The 23294-nt window shown below is 44.3% G+C and carries 20 protein-coding genes; 10 read left to right on the forward strand and 10 right to left on the reverse strand.

Features of this window, described 5'->3' with window-relative positions; all coding sequences use genetic code 11:
• Positions 1–225 precede the first annotated feature (225 nt).
• Positions 226–516: a putative quinol monooxygenase gene (locus ACED45_RS21240; RefSeq protein WP_371714939.1), complete on the forward strand. Its 291-nt coding sequence runs from the start codon at positions 226–228 to the stop codon at positions 514–516.
• A gap of 231 nt (positions 517–747) precedes the next feature.
• Here ACED45_RS21240 and manA read toward each other — a convergent pair whose 3' ends face one another.
• From manA to mngA, 4 genes are all read right to left on the reverse strand, one after another.
• A complete protein-coding gene (gene manA, locus ACED45_RS21245) occupies positions 748–1935 on the reverse strand; it encodes a mannose-6-phosphate isomerase, class I (protein ID WP_371714940.1) in 1188 nt (395 codons plus the stop codon).
• Positions 1936–1937: 2 nt separating this feature from the next.
• The gene (locus ACED45_RS21250) at positions 1938–3104 is read right to left on the reverse strand and encodes a glycerate kinase (protein ID WP_102320779.1); all 1167 of its coding nucleotides are present in this window, start codon (positions 3102–3104) and stop codon (positions 1938–1940) included.
• Positions 3105–3149: 45 nt separating this feature from the next.
• The gene (mngB, locus tag ACED45_RS21255; protein ID WP_371714941.1) at positions 3150–5789 is read right to left on the reverse strand and encodes a mannosylglycerate hydrolase; all 2640 of its coding nucleotides are present in this window, start codon (positions 5787–5789) and stop codon (positions 3150–3152) included.
• A gap of 237 nt (positions 5790–6026) precedes the next feature.
• Complete coding sequence (gene mngA / locus ACED45_RS21260; protein ID WP_371714942.1) at positions 6027–7961, reverse strand: PTS 2-O-a-mannosyl-D-glycerate transporter subunit IIABC; 1935 nt, start codon at positions 7959–7961, stop codon at positions 6027–6029.
• A gap of 317 nt (positions 7962–8278) precedes the next feature.
• On the opposite strand from mngA, the gene ACED45_RS21265 reads away from it, so the two are divergent.
• From ACED45_RS21265 to dcuC, 3 genes are all read left to right on the forward strand, one after another.
• Positions 8279–8995 carry a GntR family transcriptional regulator gene (locus ACED45_RS21265; RefSeq protein WP_009845448.1) on the forward strand — a complete coding sequence of 239 codons (717 nt, stop codon included), beginning with the start codon at positions 8279–8281 and terminating at the stop codon, positions 8993–8995.
• A 456-nt stretch (positions 8996–9451) separates the two neighbouring features.
• Positions 9452–9703: a hypothetical protein gene (locus tag ACED45_RS21270; RefSeq protein WP_371714943.1), complete on the forward strand. Its 252-nt coding sequence runs from the start codon at positions 9452–9454 to the stop codon at positions 9701–9703.
• 376 nt (positions 9704–10079) lie between these two features.
• Positions 10080–11447, forward strand: a complete 1368-nt coding sequence (dcuC, locus tag ACED45_RS21275) for an anaerobic C4-dicarboxylate transporter DcuC (RefSeq protein WP_009845449.1) — start codon at positions 10080–10082, stop codon at positions 11445–11447.
• A 181-nt stretch (positions 11448–11628) separates the two neighbouring features.
• Here the strand turns inward: dcuC and ACED45_RS21280 are convergent, their stop codons facing one another.
• Both ACED45_RS21280 and narQ read right to left on the reverse strand, forming a co-directional pair.
• Positions 11629–12261 carry a response regulator gene (locus tag ACED45_RS21280; protein ID WP_008219279.1) on the reverse strand — a complete coding sequence of 211 codons (633 nt, stop codon included), beginning with the start codon at positions 12259–12261 and terminating at the stop codon, positions 11629–11631.
• On the reverse strand, positions 12248–13978 hold the full coding sequence (narQ, locus tag ACED45_RS21285) for a nitrate/nitrite two-component system sensor histidine kinase NarQ (protein WP_146490720.1): 1731 nt from the start codon (positions 13976–13978) through the stop codon (positions 12248–12250). The genes ACED45_RS21280 and narQ overlap by 14 nt, the downstream gene beginning before the upstream one ends.
• A gap of 253 nt (positions 13979–14231) precedes the next feature.
• On the opposite strand from narQ, the gene napF reads away from it, so the two are divergent.
• From napF to ACED45_RS21315, 6 genes are all read left to right on the forward strand, one after another.
• Complete coding sequence (gene napF / locus ACED45_RS21290; protein WP_371714944.1) at positions 14232–14711, forward strand: ferredoxin-type protein NapF; 480 nt, start codon at positions 14232–14234, stop codon at positions 14709–14711.
• A 22-nt stretch (positions 14712–14733) separates the two neighbouring features.
• Entirely contained in the window at positions 14734–15039 is a 306-nt protein-coding gene (locus ACED45_RS21295) for a chaperone NapD (RefSeq protein WP_371714945.1), read from the forward strand.
• The gene (gene napA / locus ACED45_RS21300; RefSeq protein WP_048660077.1) at positions 15036–17525 is read left to right on the forward strand and encodes a periplasmic nitrate reductase subunit alpha; all 2490 of its coding nucleotides are present in this window, start codon (positions 15036–15038) and stop codon (positions 17523–17525) included. Before ACED45_RS21295 ends, napA begins: the two co-directional genes overlap by 4 nt.
• Before the next feature lie 112 nt (positions 17526–17637).
• Positions 17638–18099: a nitrate reductase cytochrome c-type subunit gene (locus ACED45_RS21305; protein WP_004731324.1), complete on the forward strand. Its 462-nt coding sequence runs from the start codon at positions 17638–17640 to the stop codon at positions 18097–18099.
• A 29-nt stretch (positions 18100–18128) separates the two neighbouring features.
• Entirely contained in the window at positions 18129–18710 is a 582-nt protein-coding gene (locus ACED45_RS21310) for a NapC/NirT family cytochrome c (protein ID WP_009845456.1), read from the forward strand.
• 11 nt (positions 18711–18721) lie between these two features.
• Positions 18722–18859: a TIGR02808 family protein gene (locus tag ACED45_RS21315; RefSeq protein WP_010430103.1), complete on the forward strand. Its 138-nt coding sequence runs from the start codon at positions 18722–18724 to the stop codon at positions 18857–18859.
• Between the two features lie 127 nt (positions 18860–18986).
• Here the strand turns inward: ACED45_RS21315 and phaC are convergent, their stop codons facing one another.
• From phaC to ACED45_RS21335, 4 genes are all read right to left on the reverse strand, one after another.
• The gene (gene phaC / locus ACED45_RS21320) at positions 18987–20813 is read right to left on the reverse strand and encodes a class I poly(R)-hydroxyalkanoic acid synthase (protein WP_371714946.1); all 1827 of its coding nucleotides are present in this window, start codon (positions 20811–20813) and stop codon (positions 18987–18989) included.
• A gap of 75 nt (positions 20814–20888) precedes the next feature.
• Positions 20889–21236, reverse strand: a complete 348-nt coding sequence (locus ACED45_RS21325; RefSeq protein ID WP_055318901.1) for a phasin family protein — start codon at positions 21234–21236, stop codon at positions 20889–20891.
• 130 nt (positions 21237–21366) lie between these two features.
• A complete protein-coding gene (locus ACED45_RS21330; protein ID WP_371714947.1) occupies positions 21367–22578 on the reverse strand; it encodes an acetyl-CoA C-acetyltransferase in 1212 nt (403 codons plus the stop codon).
• 26 nt (positions 22579–22604) lie between these two features.
• Entirely contained in the window at positions 22605–23285 is a 681-nt protein-coding gene (locus ACED45_RS21335; protein ID WP_371714948.1) for an SDR family oxidoreductase, read from the reverse strand.
• Between the last annotated feature and the right edge of the window lie 9 nt (positions 23286–23294).

Consider the following 23294-nt stretch of genomic DNA (forward strand, 5'->3'; position numbering starts at 1 on the left):
GGGGATTATCTGCTAACTGCAAGATCGTTCAAGTCTTCTTAAACGATCGGCATTACGGCTTAGTGTCGGGCTTTCTTATGAGCGTAATTCATTAAAAATCTCGCGATTACAAAGAGAATTATGGACACAAACAGCCATAGTCATTGGATAGATCGTATCTTTTTCTTTGGTTTATAGATACTTATATTACCCGGACCCAGAGATTTATTGCCCTAGGAATTCACAATGACTAAGCTAACCATTATTGCAACGATCGTCTCTAAAGAAGATAAAACTGAGCTAGTTAAATCAGAGATGATTAAATTGATCGATAAAACCCGCTCCGAAGAAGGCTGTATCAACTACGACCTCCATCAAGATAACAGTAACCCTGCTCACTTCGTTTTTCATGAGAACTGGGATTCTGAAGCTCATCTAGAGAAACACTTAGCGAGCCAACACATCGCCGAGTACATGGCTGCGACTGAAGATTGTATCGAAACCTTTGTGCTTAATAAAATGACGCACATTGCCTAACCAGTCACTCTGTACTGATTCAATAGAAAACCCTGCTCTGATCGCAGGGTTTTTCGTTTCTACAAGCTTATATCTGCTCATTCTAATAATGAAAAAACCCGCCAGAGTAGCGGGTATGGTCAATAATCATGACTGTCAAAGACAGATAGGTAACAACCATCAATCCAATATTGAGTGCCTCTTTACAGTGGCACTCTGACATTTCTTTTGCTGATCGCTAGCACGGGGGCACTAGTTAAAAGCACGAGCCAAAATGCCATTCCCTTGATATTGGTAAACACTTGAATTACTGCTTACAAAGACCGATTCTCCGGGCTTAAGAGAAACTGTCCGACCTTCTGAGGTGACGGTCGCCTCTCCTTCCACACAGAACAAGATCTCCGCGCTACGTAGATACTGTGACTTGCTCTCATCAGTCGCAGACAAGATATCAAAGCCAAAGTCATCAACTGGAATCGGATAGCTCATCTTGCCCTCTTTCAATACAGGCTTAAGGCGAATATCTTCTGGCTTAATCGGCTCAAAGATCGTGTTGTCGATAAGCTCAGGAACGTCTATGTATTTGGGTGTAAGACCGGCACGAAGCACATTGTCAGAGTTTGCCATGATCTCTAAACCCGTACCTTGAACATAAGCGTGAGGTGTTTCTGCGAATAGGAACATCGCTTCACCCGGCGCCAGTTCAACCGTGTTAAGCATTAATGGCGCAAATAAGCCAATATCACCTGGATAATGCTGTTTGAATTCGATGCTGTATTGCAGAGCTTCACGCCCCATGACCGTTTTGGCTGATCGCGCATGTGCAGCATAAAGCTCATCAAGTGCAGCTTCTTTACGTTCACCTTCAAGAGACATAATGGCGCTAAAGAAAGACTTCAGAGAATCACTGTCGGCATTGGCTTTTAGTACATTAAGCTCAATCGCTAACGAAGGAATATCCGCTTCTTCGAACAAGGCAATAATGTCGTCGATTGGACGAAAGCCATTCATCGCTTTGTAGAAGGTCAACGCATAAACCAACTCAGGTTTATGGTTTGGATCTTTGTAGTTGCGATTAGACGCATTCAAAGGGATACCAAGTGCATTCTCACGCTCAAAACCTAATTCTGATTTTCGCTTGTTCGGGTGAACCTGAATCGATAACGGTGTTTCAGCGGCCAACACCTTAAACAAGAAAGGCAATTCACCGAAACGAGCCGCCGTGTATCCGCCTAAGACATCGATTTTGTTTTCATCAATCATGTGAGAAAGCGATTCACCGGTATCGCCTACCTTGGAACAACCATTTGGATGAGCACCCATCCAAATTTCTGCTTGAGGTTCCTGGTTTGGGTTCACAATACCAAACAATTGGTTAATGGAGTCTTTGCTTCCCCATGCGTAGTTTTGAATAACGTTGTCGAGTTTAAATAGAGACATAATTACTTCTCATTAAAAATCTGGCTACCAAGCTTGAGCGTGGCGGCGATATTACGGGCAGTGCGAGTCAGGTTTTGATTCGCTTCTGATAAAACTTGGTCTAAAGACTGAGGTGAACGTACGGTTCCAAATAAGCTAGACATTGAGCCGTAAAGTTTTTCAACGTCTTGCCCCAAAGAGCCCGCAATTCCAATCGTTGGAATACTCAACTTTTGAGCTCGCTGAGCGATGCCGAAAGGTGTTTTACCTTGCAGGGTTTGGTTGTCCATCTGCCCCTCTCCGGTCACGACCAGTGAAGCACCTTCAAGAACCTTATCTGCATCCAAGGCATCTAATACCATCTCAATACCCGCTTTAATTTGGATATTGAATGCAAGACTTAACCCCAGAGGTGTACCACCAGCAGCACCAAATCCAGCTGTGTCGCGATGATTAGTACCCGTATGTGCTTGAGCGATATCGGCAAAGTGCCCGATCGCAGTATCAAGTTGTTCAACTTGAGCTTTTGATGCGCCTTTTTGCGGACCAAACACAGTACTGGCTCCGCTTTCGCCACATAATGGATTATTCACATCACACGCGACCACGAACGTCACTTCTTTGCATCTAGGGTGCAGTCCTTCAAGATCGATGCTTGCTAACCGGCTTAATTCGGCGCCGCCACCAGATAGCTCGTTGCCTTGCTTGTCTAATAACTTGCCTCCCAACGCTTGTAAGATGCCAGCACCTGCATCATTGGTTGCGCTGCCGCCCAAACCAATAATGATTTGTTCAACACCTTGATCTAGTGCATCTTTGATCAATAGCCCAGTACCAAACGAAGATGCGGTTAACGGTGCTCTTTCTTCTACGGTTAATAGGTCTAAACCCGATGCTTGAGCAAATTCCACCAAGGCAGTTTTTACGTTGGCGCCATCAACAGTCTGTTCCAACGAAGCCCAATAAGCCGTACATTCACGCCCGATTGGATCCGTCGTGTGCAGCCGTTGCTTCTTACCATTGAGCGCCTCTAGCAACACGTCTACCGTGCCTTCTCCGCCATCGGCGAGTGGCATTTTCACAAACTCTGCGTAAGGGAAAACATCGGCAAATCCACGCTCAATGCAAGACGCAACTTGATGAGCGTCGAGTGATTCTTTAAATGAATCAGGGGCAATTACAATTTTCATTGTCGTTCACCATTCCCGCCCACCAAGGTGAGCGGGTTATCGAAATTAGAATTTGATTTGGAATGTTTTTGCTTGGCAAGGTGCTATCTGGCCGAACTCTTCAGATGCTACATCACCTTCGCGTACGCGCTCGTCCATGCTTGTCTCTTTCCAGCTTGAAACCGCTTGAGTAAAAGAGATTGAATCCGATACTGAACCCGATTCTGCCGGGTTGTAGACACGCATGATCAGTGCATCTTCGTCTTCCGCTTTCTTCAGCACACTCAACACCGCGCCTGATTGTTGCTTAGACAGAAGGCTAAAACTCATAGGTAGGTTCTGCTCACCCACGTTGAGCTTCATCGCGTTGTAAGGGATCTTGTTGTAGCATTCGATTTGAGTGACATTGTCACGTGCTTGCGCCATGATGTTCGCGTCAATATGGTTACCAGAGAAACCGCACAACGTGAATTCACACACTAACTTACCGCGCACTTGCGAATCTGGTGTCGGAATCTTGATGCCTGATGGACGGCCTGGGCGAAGCAATAGCTCTTCTTTACCCAACACGCCGATACCACGGAACAGTGTCAGTGCGAAGGTATCTCGGTTTTCGTCACCTTGAGATGCAATCACCTCAAATTCACGTAGACCATTCGACATAATCGCCATGCCCGCTTTGCCGTTTTCTAATGCAGCGAAGTTCATCAGTTGGTAAACCGGAACCGGTGCTTCTTTCCACTTCTCTTCTTCCCAAACCGCCATAGCAGGGTCATTGGTTGGTCGAGTAATACAACCGAACTGGTTGTCTGCAACCACAGTTTCAGAAACGAATGGCGTTGGTACTAAGACACGTACACGGTGGTCGTCGGCTTGGTTGTCTAGTTCCATACGTACTTCAATGCGGCGAGAACCTTGCTTCAATACCACTTGGCATTGCGCTTCAACGAATCCGTTTTGACCCGTGCGTTCTTCACGCTCTGCAAGGTTTGCAGGTACGTTCATTCGGAAAGCGATGTTCGCTACCGATTGGAAGCCTTGGTGGTCAATCGATGTTTCGACTGGGAACTCGTCTGAATACAGTAACCATTCTTGACGAGATGGAGAGTAATCGTACTCATCACCGTCATCAGAACCGTCTTCCAAACGAAGTACTTGGTCGAATACTTGCTCTGTCTCTTTATCGAAAATAGTCAGAGTACCGTTGTCGTTTACATTGATTCGGTAGTACTCGTTCTCTAGTAAGTAGTCTTTTTGTTCTGCAACTTTTACTGCACCCTTCTCGTTACCTTGGATGTGTAACGTGGTGAAGCCCATCGCTGGCACAATGCGTTTGATTTGAATATCAAACTCCATGAACGGGTCGTAGTTACCGTAGTGAACGATTTGACGGTCTACTTTACCCGGGTCAATTTGGCGCTTGTCTTGGATGAAGTACTCAACTAGGTTTTCGTTTTCATCAAAGATAGAGAACTCTTGAGCACGGATAGTGATAGTGGTGTTAACCACTTCTTCACGCTCGTATGGAGAAAGGTTGAACATCGCCAGTTTGTCGCAACCTTCGCGATCTGGCATGTGGTCAACAATCTTACGCTTGTAGAAGTGAATCAGGTTGGTCGCCATGTCGTCAGCAAGGATGTAACGGTTTAAGATTTCAGCGTGTACCTTGTCTGAACAACAGCAACCAATAGAGTCATGAGCGTGGTTCTTCATGCTCTCTTTCCACATTTTCTCAATCAAACCGTGGTGGTATTCAAAACCTAATGTCCAAGCGATAGACGCTAGCGGTTCTAAGATGTTTACAATCTTGTTTTCGATTTCTGCGTGGATCAGTTTGATGTCCATACGCGTAGAAGAGATCGTACGGTGAACACGCATGTATTTACCGTCGTTGAACTCGCCTTTGATTGTGTCGAGTTGGTCGCGCGCCGCTTCTACTTTCTCGAACACTTCTTCGTAACGGCTCATTGAGAATTCACGATCTGGGTAGATTTCGCGAAGCTTGTCCATTACCTCAAAGATGTCTTTTTGAATCGGCATTTGGTCGTGGCCGTTCGGTAGCAAGATATCTTTAGTCACCGATGGCTTTTCTAGCACTGGGAAGTACTTATCTAAACGAGCACGCAAGCCTTCTTCGTCTTGTGGAAGGTATTTACCAATCGCGTAACCCAGCGGAAGCACTTGTGCCACCACTTCACTGCCGTCATTAGACTGCCATAAGAATTCTGTTTTGTTGGTGCTATGACGCTCTGAACAACCACGCCAGAACATTGCACGCGTGATGTCGAAGCCGTTGTAGATCATTGGCAGCTGTGAGCTCATGCTGAATGAATCTGGTAGGTAACCAATCTTCATTGCATCGCCAAACTTCATGCAGTCACGAATGCCATACATCATGTTACGTACAATTGACTCACCAGAAACTTGCATTGTGTCGGTTTGAGAATACCAAGGGCCAATAATTAACTTGCCCGCTTCAACCAATGCTTTTACGCGCTCTGTGTTTTCTGGTTTGATTGCAAAGTAATCTTCTAGAACGGCGGTTTGACCATCTAGAACGTAATATTTGTATTCTGGATCGCTCTCCAGACGGTTCATGATTTCTTCCATGTTGTTCACAAGAAGAATACGAGACTCTTCTGTTGTGAAATACCATTCACGATCCCAGTGCATGTGAGGAGTAATGTGTACGCGTGATGTAGTCATAATCATTTACCTAAATGTGTCGCTTCGAGTAAAACTAAAGTTCGAACCCAAATACGACTAAATTAAAGTTTTTCAAGGGGTTAAAATTGGCTGCCACTAAATTTAGGGTGCAGAAAACCACGCCCAGAATCTGTGTGAATAAAACCGTTAGGAGCACAGGTATTTAGGACAGCCAAGTTGTTCGTTATTTTTTATACGGTGTTTTAATTGCGAGCTAGAAGCTAGCTCAAAATTCAGTTAGTTCTGTGTTGCAGTACTTGCTTCAAATTTACCCTTTTTTACCGCGTGACCACGCCACATCAGAAGAGTAATGGTTGAAATCACTGTGCCGACAATCGCAGCACCGAACCAGATTGCAGCAGCAGAGAATGCGCCTAAACCAGAATCGTGTAACAAGAAAATAGAGAAGATACCTGCGCCCGGAGTGGATAGACCAATACCTGCCGCACCCACCATTGCACCTGTGACTACAGAGCCTAGTAAGAATGAGCCGATTACACGGATTGGATCTTCAATCGCCATTGGGATTGCACCTTCAGTAATACCCGCAAGACCAAGTAGCCATGTAGATTTACCGGTTTCAATCTCAAAGTCTTTGAATAGGCGTGGAGCAATCATGGTTGAAGCCGTTACCGTGAACGCCGATACCATTTTTACTGAGCCAAAGATTGCGTAAGGACCATAAACACCGTTTGCCATTGCACCTAAACAGAATGCGTAAGCAGCTTTGTTTACCGGACCACCTAGGTCGAATGATACAAACAGACCTAAAATTGCACCCAATAACAACGCATTGGTGCCTGACATACCGTTCAACCAGTCCGTTAAACCTTGGTTTAAGAACGCTACAGGTTTACCGATAACAAACAGCATCAAGCTACCCGCTACCAAAGTACCAATCACCGGGTAAAGGTAGAAAGTAAGGAAGCCGTTAAATGCAGGGCCTAAGCGAACATGCTCTTTCACCCAGCGCATCACGTAACCCGCAATCAAACCACCAACAACACCGCCTAGGAAACCTGAACCAATGATGTTTGCAGCAATACCCGCAGCAAAACCAGGACCAAGTGCCGGTTTGTCGGCTAATGAGTAAGCAGTGTAAGCTGCCAGTACTGGCACCATCAATGTACCCAGTAGGCCGCCACCTAATTTACGATACATCCACAGCCAAGAATCTTTTGTTGCGTAAAGCTCTTGCAGGTCAAAAATTTGCGCAATAAGAACAGCAACCGCAAGAACAGTACCACCAGCAACGATAAGAGGAACTGCGTAAGAAATACCAGAAAGCAGCGCTTGTTTAAGCTCAGTTTTCAGTGGCAACTTTTTAGGCTTGTTGTCGGTAGCCACTGTACGCTCTGCACCGTTACCTTTTTTCGACTCTTCAATCGCTTCATTTAGAATGCGTTCACCGTGTTTAATCGGTTCTGCAACTGGCGTTTCAACACGAGGGATTCCGTTAAAACGATCCACTTCTTTAATCGCGACTTCAGCAGCAAAAACACACGCCACAGCATTGTTTAATTGCTCAGCCGTCAAACGATCTTCAATGCCATTTGCGCCCTGCTTTTCAACATGAACCTTGTAGCCAAGCTTTTTGCCCGCTTTTTCAAGGTATTCTGCAGCCATATAGGTGTGAGCAATGCCTGCAGGGCAAGCAGTAACACATACAATTGTCGACGCATTTGTATCTAAGTTGTCTTGTTTTTCTTCTTGCTGATTATCGCCATCAAGAAGCGCGAAGATTTCATCAGCGGTTGTTGCTTTTAATACTGCTTCACGAACATCGTCATCAACCAATGTGGTTGTCAGTTCGGTCAGCAGGTGCATGTGGGTAGAACCAGCTTCTGCATTTGGAATGGCAATTAGGAAGATAAGATTCACATCTTCGTCTTCATCTAGGCCTTTCCATTTCATGTCTTCTTTCAATGTTGCAACAGCGAAACCAGCTTCTTTAACCGCGTCAGTCTTGCCGTGCGGTACTGCTAGGCCTTCGCCAAGCGCTGTCGGGCCTTGCTCTTCACGAGCAAATACTGCATCAAGATACTCTTGTTTGTTGTGCAGTTTGCCTTGCTGATTCAGTTGGTCAGCAAGTGCGTAAATCGCTTCTTCTCGACTGCTAAACGTAGTTTGCAGATTTACGAGCGACTTATTCGTTAGAGTAGTAAGTTTCATAACCTTTGTCCCATAGTCACGGATTAGTACGACAGTCGTCCCTGTCGACGAGATGAATAATACAACTTCAAGACATTTAATCCGTGATCACGATCTCATCAATACATATTTGTATTTAATTTGTATTTAAACTGTATTGGTAAATCCTTTAAGAATGCTTGTTATGTATCGTTTAATTTGTATTATATGTACTACAAAACGCCAATACGATGCTCACACTAACCTTTAAAGCAAAGCTTATATAGAGCAAATTTACGTATTTAAGGTACAGGTTGTTAATCAAAGTCTAGTTGTCCTAGCGCACAAATGAGGCAAAAATGGCAAGACTCCCTATGTATCGCCAAATCGCCGATGCAATAAGAGAAAAGATCAGTTCTGGAGAATATAAAGTTGGAGAAGCACTCCCAACGGAAGCGCAATTGCGTGAAGTATTCTCGGTAAGCCGCGTAACGGTTAGGCAAGCACTGAAACTACTGATCGAAAACGATGAGCTTGAAAGCGTTCAAGGCAGCGGCACTTACGTAAAAGAGAACAAGATCAATTACGACATCTACAAACAGTCGAGCTTTCAAGAAAAGTGGGCGCATTTGGATGTGGTTACACACAGTGAAGTTCTGGCCTTCGAAATGAAGCCGTGTTCTTTGGCGATGTCTGAACATTTAGATATCAAAGAAGGCGAATTGGTTTTCTACGTAAAACGTGTTCGTTTCATAGACAACAATCCAATCACGGTTGAAGAAACTTGGTTACCTGTTGCTCTATTCCCAGATCTCACCTATCAAGTGATGCAGACATCAAAATACGACTTTATTGAGAACACCAAAGGCATGGTGATTGATCGAAGTGAGCAGGAATTGGTACCGATTCTTCCGCCTGAAGACGTTGCTAAACAGTTAGGTATTGACCCAGCTCAGCCTATCATTGAAAAACGTACTCGCGGTTACCTCGCCAATAACACTGTATTTGAATACAGCCGCAACTACTTCACGTCTAACGATTACCGATTCACTTTGGTCGCAAGACGCCAGAGATAATGCTCATCAGCGAGTTTCGATAATAGCAAAATGACCAACACAGAGAGCGCCTTGTTCTCTGTGTTTCTATGCTGTTAACTCAATCATAAAACCAACTTTCCTACCCAAATATTCCTAAACCAATATCAAGTAACCTCACGAAAGATCATTCACATTCATTTAAATACTGTTCTGGCGCTTTGACCATAAACTAAGCGCCAAATTACAAGAACAACAGTCGACAGGAATGTAGATGAATACCAAACAACTTGAGGACGCTGTAAGTGAAGTGAGCTTATTCAATTAGCACCTCCACTTAATCCAATCCGTGCATACCATTCCGACCCCAAAAATGAATTGGGAGTCGATTGCGATGGAACCTGCGCCGACAATGCCAACGGTTCGATTCGATCACTGTCTACTCATCAGACTAACACTTAGTTCGTCGTGTTAAATCACTTTATATACAAAACCATTATGTCGAAACACACTATCTCACGAACATCGCACCCATTAGCAAATATAATTTCATACACACGATTCCTACCAAAGCTACCTTTAGTTCTAATCGCTTTCTCTATGCCCCTATTCGCAGAAGAAGTTGAAGAAGTGGTACTCGAGGACGAAGTCGTATTAAATGAAGGTTCTGAGTTAAACGAAGAAGCTGAAGAATCGCCTTATTATAACTTGTGTTTTAGCGCTTACTTATGGGAAGTAAGTAGGCGTTAAACATAAGTAATCTTTAAACATAAGTAGGCTTCAAAGCTAAGATTCTCACCTCTTTACCCCGATAAATACCCACTTCGTTACACGTTTCCTTCCAAAGTAAAAAAAACACTCACGATTTATAAACGAAACCTCCATATGCAACTAGAACAACCAAAGGTGATCCAAGTTATATTCTAACGAGCCGCAAAATTTGTTTATTAACATCTAAACAACAGTAGTTAATCACGATTTACAACCACAATTAACATCGAAAAAAATGTTTGTCTTAGATCATATCAACCTCAACTATGCCTCGTGCCACAGTGCAGTTTTCTGTACATTCATTGTCATATTCTGAAACACTTTCTTATATTTTTTAAACTTTGTGGAGATTTCTATGTTAGAGCTCTTGATCGGATTAGTGATTACTATTGCTGTTGGTTACTTTATTGTAAAAGGCTATAAAGCGGCGGGTGTATTACTAACTGCTGGCCTTGCCCTACTTCTTATCACCGGCCTTATTGGTCACACAGTCTTACCAGCTAAAGTCGCTTCAACAGGTAACATGGTTACCGACTCACTAGAATTTGTTAAATACATGCTTCAGTACCGCGGGGGCGGCCTAGGCATGCAAATCATGCTTCTTTGTGGTTTTGCTTCTTACATGACGCACATTGGTGCTAACAATGTGGTAGTGAAACAGTTCTCTAAACCACTTGCTGCGATCAAATCTCCCTACGTACTTCTTGTTGCGGCTTACATCGTAGCGTGTCTAATGTCTCTAGCAGTAAGTTCTGCAACGGGTCTCGGTGTACTATTGATGGCAACCCTATTCCCAATGATGACGGCAATGGGTATTTCTCGCCCAGCGGCAGTTGCGGTTTGTGCATCACCTGCAGCCATCATTCTTTCACCAACCTCTGGTGATGTGGTAATCGCGGCAGAAAAGTCAGGCATGTCTCTTGATGTGTTTGCTGTTCAAACGGTACTGCCTGTTTCTATCTGTGCGATCATCGTGATGGCGGGTGCGGCTTTCTTCTGGAACAAATACCTAGATAAGAAAGAAAACACACCAATGGAAAAAGTTGACGTTTCTGAAATCGAAACAACGGCACCAGCTTTCTACGCTGCACTTCCATTCCTACCTATCATCGGCGTTTTCCTATTCAACGGTCGTACGATTCCAGGGCTTTCACTTGATATCTACACCATTGTGGTAGGTTCTATCTTCGTGGGCGCGGTCATCGATTACGTTGTTAAGAAGTTCGACGGCGAGAAAACATTAGAAGATTTAGACTCTTGCTACCAAGGTATGGCTGACGCGTTCAAAGGCGTGGTAATGCTGTTGGTTGCGGCAGGCGTATTTGCTCAAGGTCTAATGTCTATTGGTGCGATTGATAACCTAATCGGTCTTGCTGAATCTGCAGGCGCAGGCGGTATCGCATTGATGCTTATCCTGACGGGTCTAACGGTGGCTGCAGCTATCGCGACAGGTTCTGGTAACGCGCCATTCTATGCATTCGTAGAATTGGCTCCATCACTGGCTGCGAAAATGGGCTTGAACCCAGCGTTCCTAATCATCCCAATGCTTCAAGCATCGAACCTAGGCCGTACCATTTCGCCAGTATCTGGTGTAATTGTAGCGACATCTGGTATGGGCAAAATCAGCCCATTTGAAGTAGTAAAACGTACGTCTGTACCTGTAATCTGTGGTCTTATTACGGTTATCTTCGGTACGCTTGTATTGGTTCCTATGGCAGCGTAAGCCAACGTTAGTAAGCACAGCTACTTAGTAACACCAATATCGATATAAAATGCTTAAACAAAAGGCGCTGAACTTAATAAGTTCAGCGCCTTTTTAATATCACTGTCTCAACATCGTTAAGACTATCGAGACACGTATAAGCAGTCAGGCTTGAAATAGTTTTATTTCAAAGGAACAAGCCCTACTTCATTTCACCATAGCGTTCTAGATACAGAACCGTGGCAGCAGTACGTGAAGGCACTTGCAGCTTTTTCAGCAAGCTTTTCATATGTACCTTAACTGTCGATTCAGAAATAAACAGGTGATCAGCGATCTGTTTGTTGCGGTAACCTTTCGCAACTTCTTGAAGGATTTGCATTTCGCGTTCAGTCAGTTGGTCGAAGATATCATTACGGCTACCTGCGTCATTTAAGTAACGAGCAACCACACTGCTGTATGCCTTGTCACCACTGTGTGCTTGCTTAAGCAGTTCGATTAACTCATCGGGTTCTGTGTCTTTCAACAAGTAACCATCAGCACCCGCTTTTACAATCGCTTCAATGTCTGCAGGGCTATCAGAGACAGTCAGGATTACAATGTTTGCGCTTGAACCGTCAGTACGAAGTGCTTTCAGCGTATCAAGTCCAGACATACCTTTCATATTAAGATCCAATAAGATCAAATCAGGTTCTTCTTCATGGGCAAGAGCGACTGCTTCAGTACCGTTACTTGCTTCTGCAATCACTTCGAATTCATCTTCAAAGCTCAGTAATTGACTTATACCTCTACGCATCAATGGATGATCATCAACCAGCATTACTTTACAAATCGTCAACTTTAACTTCCTTCAAACTTTTATATTTCAATATGACTGTACAGCCTTCACCTTGAGCTGCTTCAATCGTTAAGTCGCCATTCAGTCTTGCCGCACGCTCCTGCATAATGCTCATCCCGTAGTGGTTCGTCTTGGAACTACTTGAGTCAAAGCCATCTCCATTATCTTTAATCACGACTAATACTTCACCGTCCTCATCGATACAGCATACATCTATCAAGTCGGCATTGGCGTGTTTTATTGCATTTATTGTTGCCTCACGAATCAACTGAAGCAAGTGAACCTGACTGTGTGCATCAAGCTCTATGGATGAAAGATTATTGGTTAGGTTAATCTTTGCATCTGTTCTTTCGCTGAGCTCTTCAAGCATGGTGCTCAAAGCATCTCCGAAGTTGCCCTCTTTTATGGTCAACCTGAATGTGGTGAGTAGCTCTCTTAACTGAGTATAGGCGTCTGCTAAACCGTTACCGATTTCCGACGCTATTTGTTCTGACTGCTCTCTGTGTTGCTGCTCTGGTAACTTACCAATCACACGCTTTAATAATGTAACTTGGATTTTCAAGTAGGATAGTGATTGAGCCAGTGAATCGTGCAACTCACGTGCGATCGTCGCTCGTTCTTCCATAATAATAAGCTGTTCGGCTTTCTTTTGGGCACGATTATAATAAATAGCTCGAGATAACAGTTGAATAAAGCTCTCGATCAACGCCTTGGTAGAATGCCCATGGTGATACGAACAGTACAAGTAACCGAGAATGAGTTCGTTATCATCTAGCTTCATCTCGAACTTTTCGTAATCTAAATTCGAATCGTAGCCTTCATCCATAATCAATGAACGACCCGAGTTATCAGCTATCTCAAGCCTTAACGACTCTATTCCTTCTAGACTGACTAGGTGCTGCAGAATAGCTCGGAAGTTTTCTGGGGCGATACGTGTCACCGTGAGCTCTTGTGACGAGTGATAAAGTGCCTGCAGTGACTGGTTAGCATTTTGTAGTTCTACCGTCTTAGCATCTACTACATCTTCAAGATTGCGATAAAGCACGCCGAGATCTTTCGCCATCGAGTTAAAGGTTTTAGTCAAAATGCCCATTTCGTTGCTACTGGTCACTTTGAGTTCTACTTCAAAATCACTGTTCTTAATTCGCTGGCTGGCTCCAACTAAGGCATGTAGCGGTTTAACAACTTGTTTACGTACAAAGTGAACAACAAAAAGAGATATGACCAGAATTCCGCCTAAACCAATACCACCAGCCCACGCCAGTTTTATCAGCTTATCTTCAGAGAACTCTTGCAGCTTAAAAACGAAGCCATCGATTTCAGTCACGAAGTTTTCAACTAACACGAGATAGTGTTTGCGATCTTCACTGTTCAATACACGTTTCAGCTCATGCCAACGGCCAATGATTAGATAGTAGTCTTCTGTGATGTCTGTCGGAACTTCCCAACTTACCAAATTGGTCATCGACGGTGAGTAAAGAGAGCTTTCGAATTCACGGATATGAGAATCATAATCAACTGATTCTATTTGAATATCATGGGCTAGACGGTAACTCTGCATTCGCATTGAACCTGCGACATTCACCGCTTCTGCATCATTCAGACTTGAAGCCAATGTAAAGATAGCAAAGCCAGTCGTAGTAACCGACAACAGCAGTATAGATAGCAGTGACTTAGCTATCGTACTCGTTACAGATGAAACCGGTTTTATAAGCAAAAGAGCCTTCCTATTGATAAATGACTTGCCAGCAAGATCGTATTGTCACACATCAAAAATCATAGCTCCATTCAATATGTGATCACTCGCTTCGTAATTTATTGATCTGAGACAATATATGCCCCCAATTAGCCCTAAGGGGGTATTTATACAATTGTTTCTAAAACTACACTACTTGTGAGGACAAATTACAAGATATTAATGGAATAATGACCTACAATTACAACATCTTAGCAACATCTATGGGAATCTAGTGGTAGATCTATCAAAACGCCGTCTATTTTCTAGACGAAAAGTTGATTCAAGCCAGATTCGTTTGCCTTGGATTAAAAACCTAGAAAGCTTTGCAGATGACTGCACTCGTTGCGGTAAATGCATCGAGAGTTGTGAGACTGAGATAATCATTGTAGGCGATGGTGGGTTTCCTACTGTCGATTTCTCAATTGACGAATGTACGTTCTGCTATCAATGCGCAGACGTTTGTCCTGAACCCATTTTTACGCCAAAGCAAGGAGAGCCTTGGCAAGCAAAAGCAAGTATCTCTGATAAGTGTTTAGCGCAACAAAATGTTGAATGCCGAAGCTGTGGTGACATGTGTGAACCCATGGCCATTCAATTTCAACTTAGAGCAGGCAGTGTTGCTCTACCAAAAATCGAGTTAAATGAGTGTAACGGTTGTGGAGCCTGCGTAGCAGTTTGCCCTACTTCAGCTATTCTTGTGAGTAATGCATAAATAAAAATAACGAGAGCAATTTATGGCACTAAATGAAGTGCATATATCAAGTTTAGTCGTGCATGTGAGCCCAGAGCATCTCAATGACATCAAAGCAGAGATCGAGCAATTCGATAACGCTGAGATCTACGGAGATAGCCCTGAAGGCAAAATCATCGTGGTCCTAGAAACCGAAAACCAAGGTTTTGTAACGGACACCATCGAAGCAATAAACAACATTAAGAACGTTTTAGGGACAGCTTTGGTTTATCACCAAATCGAAACTGGACTAGAAGAAACGGATTTAGAAACTGGAAGCAACAATTCTCAACTTGAGGGTGAAGTATGAAAATGACAAGACGTGCGTTTGTGAAAGCAAACGCAGCTGCATCAGCGGCAGCCGTTGCAGGTGTGACACTACCGGCAACAGCAACCAACCTGATTGCTAGCTCTGATCAAACAAAAATCACGTGGGATAAAGCGCCTTGTCGTTTTTGTGGTACGGGCTGTTCGGTACTAGTAGGTACTCAAAACGGCAAAGTGGTTGCGACTCAAGGCGACCCAGAAGCACCGGTAAACAAAGGCCTTAACTGTATCAAAGGCTACTTCCTTTCAAAAATCATGTACGGCAAAGACCGTTTAGAACAGCCTCTTCTTCGTATGAAAGATGGCGAGTTCCATAAAGATGGTGATTTCGCACCAGTATCTTGGGACAAAGCGTTCGACGTGATGGCTGAGAAATGGAAAGCATCTCTTAAGAAGAACGGCCCAACAGGTGTTGGTATGTTCGGTTCTGGTCAGTGGACAGTAATGGAAGGCTACGCAGCCGTTAAGATGATGAAAGCGGGTTTCCGTTCAAACAACATCGATCCAAACGCTCGTCACTGTATGGCTTCTGCGGTAGGTGCATTCATGCGTACCTTCGGTATCGATGAGCCAATGGGTTGTTACGATGACTTTGAACACGCAGACGCATTTGTACTGTGGGGTTCAAACATGGCAGAAATGCACCCAGTACTATGGACTCGTATTACAGACCGTCGTCTAAGCCACCCACACGTTCAAGTAAACGTACTGTCTACTTACTACCACCGTTCTTTTGAGCTTGCAGACACTGGTTACATCTTCAACCCTCAGTCTGACCTTGCGATTGCAAACTTCATCGCAAACTACATCATCCAAAACGATGCAGTTAACTGGGACTTCGTGAACAAACACACGAACTTCAAGCAAGCAACAACAGACATCGGTTACGGTCTTCGTGATGATGATCCTCTACAGAAAGCAGCAGCAAACCCTAACTCAGGCGCAATGACTGCAATCTCTTTCGAAGATTACAAAGCATCGGTTGCTGAGTACACAGTAGAAAAAGCATCTGAAATGTCAGGCGTATCTGAAGAGAACCTGATCAAGCTTGCTAAGCAATACGCGGATCCAAACATCAAAGTGATGTCTCTATGGACAATGGGTATGAACCAACATACTCGTGGTGTATGGATGAACAGCCTTGTGTACAACATCCACCTTCTAACAGGTAAGATTTCTACTCCAGGTAACAGCCCATTCTCACTAACTGGCCAGCCATCTGCGTGTGGTACAGCTCGTGAAGTAGGTACGTTCTCTCACCGTCTACCTGCAGATATGGTGGTTGCTAACCCTAAACACCGTAAGATTGCAGAAGACATCTGGAAACTTCCAGAAGGCACTATCCCAGCAAAACCTGGTAAACACGCTGTTGCTCAAGACCGAGCATTGAAAGACGGTACGATCAACGCTTACTGGGTAATGTGTAACAACAACATGCAAGCTGGTCCAAACATCAACACTGAGCGTCTACCTGGTTACCGTAACCCAGACAACTTCATTGTTTGTTCAGACCCGTACCCAACAGCAACAGCTCAAGCTGCTGACCTTATCCTTCCTACCGCAATGTGGATTGAGAAAGAAGGTGCTTACGGTAACGCTGAGCGTCGTACACAAGCTTGGTACCAACAAGTGAAAACGGTAGGTGAAGCTAAGTCTGACCTATGGCAAATCATGGAGTTCTCTAAGCGCTTCACTATTGAAGAAGTTTGGGGGGAAGAACTGGTTGCGAAAATGCCTGAGTACCGTGGCAAAACCATGTACGACGTGCTTTACAAAAACGGCAATGTTGATGCGTTCCCTCTGTCTGAAGCTCAAGAGCTTAACGACGATGCACAAGCACAAGGTTTCTACGTTCAAAAAGGTCTATTCGAAGAGTACGCTGCATTTGGTCGCGACCACGGTCACGATTTAGCACCATACGATACTTATCACAAAGTACGCGGCCTACGTTGGCCAGTTGTTGACGGTAAAGAAACACTATGGCGCTTTAAAGAAGGTTCAGATCCGTACGCTAAGAAAGGCTCTGGCTGGGACTTCTACGGAAAACCAGATGGTAAAGCGCTGATCATCAATGCTCCATATGAAGCTCCACCAGAAGTACCAAACGAAGAATACGATATGTGGCTATGTACAGGCCGTGTTCTTGAGCACTGGCATACAGGTACTATGACTCGTCGTGTACCAGAGCTTTACAAAGCAGTACCGGATGCACTTTGTTACATCCACCCTGCTGACGCTAAAGCTCGTGGTCTTCGCCGTGGTGATGAAGTTCTTATCGAAAACAAACGTGGTGAAGTTCGTGTGCGTGTTGAAACTCGCGGCCGTAACCGTCCACCACAAGGCTTGGTATTCGTACCATTCTTTGATGCAAGAATTCTGATCAACAAGTTGATCTTGGATGCAACGGATCCTCTGTCTAAACAGACGGACTACAAGAAGTGTCCAGTTAAGATCACTAAAGTCGCTTAAGCCCTAGGCTTAGAGAGACGATCTTAAGTATCTAATATTGCGGCTACTTTTTTCACGCTTTTGAAAAAAGTAGTCCTCTCAAAGAATTAGCCTTTAGGCGGAGAAATTAACCATGAAAAAACTGATTACTGCTCTACTATCAGCTGGTCTTTTGCTAGCTGGTGCAGTTCAAGCTCAAGCTGAACTGGATAACCCAGGCGGCATTGGTGGCGTAGAATCTCTACGTGGTGCAAGTGAACTTGAAGCAACTCGCGCAGCAGATGACTTCAAAAAGTTCCCTCGTGACCAAGTACTTGAGAGTGACTACGTATACCAACCACCTCTAGTGCCTCATACTATTCGTAGCTATGAAGTTTCTCTTAACGCTAACAAGTGTCTTTCTTGCCACAGCTGGAAAAACGCAAAAGAAATGGGTGCTACTAAAGTGAGTGTAACTCACTACATGAACCGTGAAGATGCGGTACTTGCAGACGTATCACCTCGTCGTTACTTCTGTCTACAGTGTCACGTACCTCAAGCTAATGCTAAGCCACTAGTTGAGAACGAGTTCAAACCTGTAGATTCACTGCGTTAATCGTAGCCGGACTGTAAGAGAGGCTATATATGATAAAATTACTTAAAGCGTTTTGGAAAAGACTCGCGACACCAAGTAAAGCAGCCGTAGGCGTTGTTTTGTTCTTGGGTTTCTCGGGTGGTCTTTTGTTCTGGGGTGCATTCAACACGGGTATGGAGGCAACTAACACGGAAGAGTTCTGTTCTGGCTGTCACGCACCTATCGTTGCTGAAATCCAAGAGACAATTCACTACTCTAACCGTTCTGGTGTTCGTGCTATCTGTTCAGACTGTCACGTACCTCATGAATGGACAGATAAAATTGTTCGTAAGGTTCAAGCATCTAAAGAGCTATACGCACACTTTATTGCGAAAACCATCAATACTGAAGAAAAGTTCAAAGCACGTCGTGCTCACCTAGCGGAACGCGAATGGGCTCGATTGAAAAAGAACGATTCACTTGAGTGTCGTAACTGTCACCAGTTCGATTACATGGACTTCTCAGAGCAGAGCCCTCGTAGCGCGAAACAACACTCGACTGCGCTAGCTTCTGGTGAAAAAACGTGTGTAGACTGTCACAAAGGTATTGCACACAAACTACCAGACATGCACGGCGTTGAAGGCTGGCAATAAGGAGCGATTGAATGAGTACTTTAGAAAGCGTAATTTGGCACATCCTAGGTTACAGCGCTATGCCAGTTATCATTCTTGGCGGCTTCGCAGGTGTTGCAGCCGTATCTCTTTGGATTTTATCTATGGGTAAAGACAAAGAAATCGATTAACAATCGAGATTACATCAACTTCTGCCAGATAATTCTGATATGAGTTGATACGAAAAAGCCACTGATTTCAGTGGCTTTTTTATTATCTGACGTTGTGTATCTTTATTATTGAATATGACTTAACGCCCTAAGCTTCGTTTTCTGGCACTTCTTTCTCTACGCTCTCTTTATCAACCTGCTCTTGATCGACAATCGGCAGCATTTGTTTTACATAGTTACCTGGAGCCTTGCCAATCACAGGATTAAGCTCTGAGCCTTGATTGAAAGGTTCGATTTTTTCTTCAGTTTCAAAACCTTGGAGCCACTGATTCCAGTGTGTCCACCATGAACCTTCATTGTGAGTCGCATTCGATAACCACTCGTCTGCAGAATCATCTAAGTTATCGTTAAGCCAGAATCCATACTTCTTCTTGTCTGGGTGATTAACAATACCCGCAATATGACCAGACTCGCCCAGCACGAACGTCTTGTTGCCACCGGTATTCAAGGCACCACGGTAAGTCCCCTGCCAAAGAGCGATATGATCTTCTTTGGCTGAAATGAAGTAGCTTGGTATTTTTATCTTATTGAGATCAATCCAAACACCGCCCACTTTCACGCCTTTGTCTTGAACCAGTTTGTTTTCTAGATAAAGCTCTCGCAACAAGAAGTTATGACACTTAGCCGCCACGTTTGTGCTGTCACTGTTCCAGTACAGAAGATCAAACTCCATCGGGCTGCTGCCTTTGAGGTAGTTATCAATGTAGTAGTTCCAGTACAGACTGTTTTCACGAAGCAAACTGAACGTCACACTCAACGAACGACCATCCATATAGCCCTTGCCATCGTTCTGCTTCTCAATCGCGTTGATGATTGTCTCATTGATATACGCGCCCACCTCACCCGGCTGCGAGAAATCCAACAAGGTGGTAAAGAACGTCGCGGTTTTAATACGTTTCTTCATGCGTTTTGCAGCGTAGTAAGCCACCGTCGAAGCCAACACCGTGCCGCCAATACAGTAACCTGCTGCATTAATCTGCTCTTTACCGGTAATATCTTCAATCGCAGCAACGGCTTTAACCACGCCTTCCGTAACATAATCACCAAACTCAGTGTCTTTCTGCGCTTCACCAGGGTTGCGCCAAGACATCATGAATACGCTATGTCCTTGCTCAAGTAACCAGCGAACCATCGAGTTCTTCTCACGAAGGTCAAGAATGTAGTACTTATTGATGAACGGCGGAACGATCAACAAAGGCGTCGCGTTAACCTGCGGTGTCTTTGGATGGTACTGAATCAGCTCAAACAGCTCGTTTTGAAAGACAACATCACCTTCGGTGTTCGCAACATCCACACCCAATCGGAAAGCGTTGTTGTTGGTCATGCGGATCTTGAGTATATCGGCGCTTGCTTCAACGTCTGCTTGTAACTGCTCTAATCCATCGAGGAGGTTTTCACCATTTCGCTCAAGCGTCAGTTTCATCAACTCTGGATTCGTTGCAATAAAGTTGCTTGGAGAAAGTGCATTGATTGCCTGACGAGAAAAGAACGCCACTCGCTCTTTGGTTTTTTCGTCAATACCTTCGATCGAGTTGATGGTGTCGATATAGCTTTTACTGAATAACAAATAGGATTGTTTTATAAAGCTGTAGAACGGGTCGTTTTTCCACGCTTCATCAATAAAGCGCTTGTCGCTGCGGTCTTCTGAGATAACACTCTCGGTGTTGCCCATCAGCGCGGCATTCTGCCAGATCTTAAGTTGCTGTTCCCACCATTGAGATTGTAACTGAAGTAGAACGGCAGGTTGGTTAGCGGCTTGCTCGAAGATTTTTGATGCATCATCAAAGTTCAATTCTTGCATCGCTTGGTTTAGGGGAGATTGCGCGGCTTCCTTGTTTTGTTCAAAGCTTTCCCACCATTGCTGGTTCGTTTGTTGAAGTTTAACAAGGTAGTCCGAAAAGAAGTGTTGAAACATAACATGACTCCAATAATCGGAAAATCGCCACCGAGCCTCACAGTAAACACTGCGCTAACTCGACGGCGATTAAATTTATGCAGGTGTAACTGTTTTCAAGTTTTCAGTGGTTAGTGTTTCAACATCTTCTTTGAACTCTTTTGCAGCAGCTTGCATTTTTGAGCTATCACTCATCATCTGTTGAGACAGTTGAGTTAGCGCTGCTAGTTGCTGGCTGTTGAACGCCGTTAGGCTAGCCACGTCTTTGATTTCAGTCACTGCTTTCATTTGCGCAAGACCCATGTCCGTGTAAGTCTGCATTGCATTCATTTGCAGTTCAGTCATCGTTTGGACGTTCTTTGCAACCAACTTGTTGAACTTTAAGTACGGTTCAAATTGCTTTTCAGTTTGGTCAGTAATTGTTTTGAAAATATCCGTGTACATAAGTAACTCCTGATGAATACATAGTTTAATAAATTTGTGTCACTATCGTTTCAGCCAACGCTCATCGATTAACTCACGATGCTTTGAAAAGCTGATCCGATATTTAAGCTTGCTACCGATATATCAGGCTCTAACCTTCAATACCTTTTAGCAAAACAGCGGTTCCCATTCCTCCACCCACACAGAGTGAAGCAACGCCATAAGTCGTTTTCTGTTCAAGCATTTCATGGATGAGTGAAACAATAATTCGATTGCCTGAAGCACCTAAAGGATGGCCAAGCGCGATTGCACCACCATTCACATTGACCTTTGGCTTGAACTCATCAAGCGGTAAGTCATGCTGCTCTGACAATTGGTACATTACGCCAAGAGCTTGTGCTGCAAACGCTTCATTCAATTCAAACAAATCTACTTCTTCTAGAGTTAGATTCGCCTTATCAAGCGTTTTAGAAACGGCTTCTACTGGGCCTAAACCCATAATCTTTGGGTCCAGACCTGACTGTGCGTAACTGGTCAGTTCCACTAAAGGTGTTAGACCATGTTTCACTACCGCCGATTCAGACGCTAAGATGATTGCACTCGCGCCATCATTGATGCCCGAAGCGTTACCCGCAGTGACAGACCCTTCACGGTCAAATGCTGGGCGAAGCTTTTGTAGACCTTGGAAGGTTGCGTCTGACTTCGGGTACTCATCGGTATCAAAAGTGACAGTTTGTCGACGCTGCTTAACTTCTACAGGCACAATTTGATCGTTAAACTTACCCGCTTCAATCGCCGCGACTGCTTTCTGTTGGCTTTCTAGGGCATAGTTATCTTGAGCAAGGCGAGAAATATTCAACGTATTCGCGATATTTTCAGCGGTCATGCCCATGTGGTAGTGATTAAACGCATCGGTTAAGCCATCACCAACCAGTAAGTCTTTCATTGAGATGTCACCCATTTTGTGACCGTTACGAACGCTCGCTGGTACCACAAAAGGAATTTGAGACATGACTTCAACGCCAGCAGCAATAACGACTTCAGCATCTTGTGCTTTGATGTGCGCCGCTGCATCCATCACTGATTTCATGCCGCTGCCGCAAATCATGTTCACGCCGTATGCAGGTGTTTCCTCAGGTAACCCTGCATAGATGGAAGCCTGACGAGCAACCCCCATGCCTTGACCTGCCGAAATCACGTTGCCGACAATCACTTCATCAATCGCATCCAACGCAAGATCGACAGACTCAAGTGCGCCTTTGATAGCAACGCCAGCCAAATCACCCGCAGATACGTTTTTTAGTGACCCGGTGAATGCACCAATAGGAGTGCGCTTAGCTGCAACAATAAATACTTTTTCCATCATTCCATTCCCTTCAGTTTCGCCAATTAGTGCATGTACAAGCCGCCATTCACAGACAATGTTTCGCCTGTAATGTACGCGCCAGATTCACTCGCTAAAAAGCCCACTGCGTCCGCAATTTCAACAGGTGTTGCTAAGCGTTTCATCGGGATTTGGTTCTTGATTGAATCCAGTACTTCAGGCTTCATTTGCTCAACCATAGGAGTTGCTGTGTAGCCAGGGGCAATTACGTTCACTGTTACGCCACTACGAGCGCCTTCCGCAGCCAAAGCTTTAGAGAAACCAATCATTCCAGCTTTCGCTGCCGAGTAGTTAGTTTGTCCGAATTGACCTTTAAGACCATTGACGGAAGAGATATTGATGACTCGACAATTACCCTTTTCGCACATAGGAGCGAACAAAGGTTGAGTCACGTTGAACAAACTGTTTAAGTTCGTTTCGATAACCTCTTTCCATGCTTCAGCATCCATCTTTTTAAATACGCTATCACGAGTAATACCTGCGTTGTTGACCAGTACATCCACAGTGCCTTCTTCTTCTAACAACTTGCTTAAGCTCAGCGCACATTCCGCAGTATTGGTAACATCTAATTCAAACAATCTCACTTGATCTTCGGTGAATTTTTTTTCGTTAAACCAATCCAATGCACATTGGTAGTTTCCGGCTTTGTTGCGTAATTCAGTGGAACTAAATCCAGAACCTACGATCTGATCAGC

Origin of the sequence: Vibrio crassostreae, assembly GCF_041439375.1 — a bacterium.
GTDB lineage: Bacteria > Pseudomonadota > Gammaproteobacteria > Enterobacterales > Vibrionaceae > Vibrio > Vibrio crassostreae_D.

Excerpts from the sequence above, each read along its gene's own strand:
- ACED45_RS21240 (WP_371714939.1), top strand. The coding sequence starts at position 226 with ATGACTAAGCTAACCATTATTGCAACGATCGTCTCTAAAGAAGATAAA.
- manA (WP_371714940.1), bottom strand. The coding sequence starts at position 1,935 with ATGTCTCTATTTAAACTCGACAACGTTATTCAAAACTACGCATGGGGA.
- ACED45_RS21250 (WP_102320779.1), bottom strand. The coding sequence starts at position 3,104 with ATGAAAATTGTAATTGCCCCTGATTCATTTAAAGAATCACTCGACGCT.
- mngB (WP_371714941.1), bottom strand. The coding sequence starts at position 5,789 with ATGACTACATCACGCGTACACATTACTCCTCACATGCACTGGGATCGT.
- mngA (WP_371714942.1), bottom strand. The coding sequence starts at position 7,961 with ATGAAACTTACTACTCTAACGAATAAGTCGCTCGTAAATCTGCAAACT.
- ACED45_RS21265 (WP_009845448.1), top strand. The coding sequence starts at position 8,279 with ATGGCAAGACTCCCTATGTATCGCCAAATCGCCGATGCAATAAGAGAA.
- ACED45_RS21270 (WP_371714943.1), top strand. The coding sequence starts at position 9,452 with ATGTCGAAACACACTATCTCACGAACATCGCACCCATTAGCAAATATA.
- dcuC (WP_009845449.1), top strand. The coding sequence starts at position 10,080 with ATGTTAGAGCTCTTGATCGGATTAGTGATTACTATTGCTGTTGGTTAC.
- ACED45_RS21295 (WP_371714945.1), top strand. The coding sequence starts at position 14,734 with ATGGCACTAAATGAAGTGCATATATCAAGTTTAGTCGTGCATGTGAGC.
- napA (WP_048660077.1), top strand. The coding sequence starts at position 15,036 with ATGAAAATGACAAGACGTGCGTTTGTGAAAGCAAACGCAGCTGCATCA.
- ACED45_RS21305 (WP_004731324.1), top strand. The coding sequence starts at position 17,638 with ATGAAAAAACTGATTACTGCTCTACTATCAGCTGGTCTTTTGCTAGCT.
- ACED45_RS21310 (WP_009845456.1), top strand. The coding sequence starts at position 18,129 with ATGATAAAATTACTTAAAGCGTTTTGGAAAAGACTCGCGACACCAAGT.
- ACED45_RS21315 (WP_010430103.1), top strand. The coding sequence starts at position 18,722 with ATGAGTACTTTAGAAAGCGTAATTTGGCACATCCTAGGTTACAGCGCT.
- phaC (WP_371714946.1), bottom strand. The coding sequence starts at position 20,813 with ATGTTTCAACACTTCTTTTCGGACTACCTTGTTAAACTTCAACAAACG.
- ACED45_RS21325 (WP_055318901.1), bottom strand. The coding sequence starts at position 21,236 with ATGTACACGGATATTTTCAAAACAATTACTGACCAAACTGAAAAGCAA.
- ACED45_RS21330 (WP_371714947.1), bottom strand. The coding sequence starts at position 22,578 with ATGGAAAAAGTATTTATTGTTGCAGCTAAGCGCACTCCTATTGGTGCA.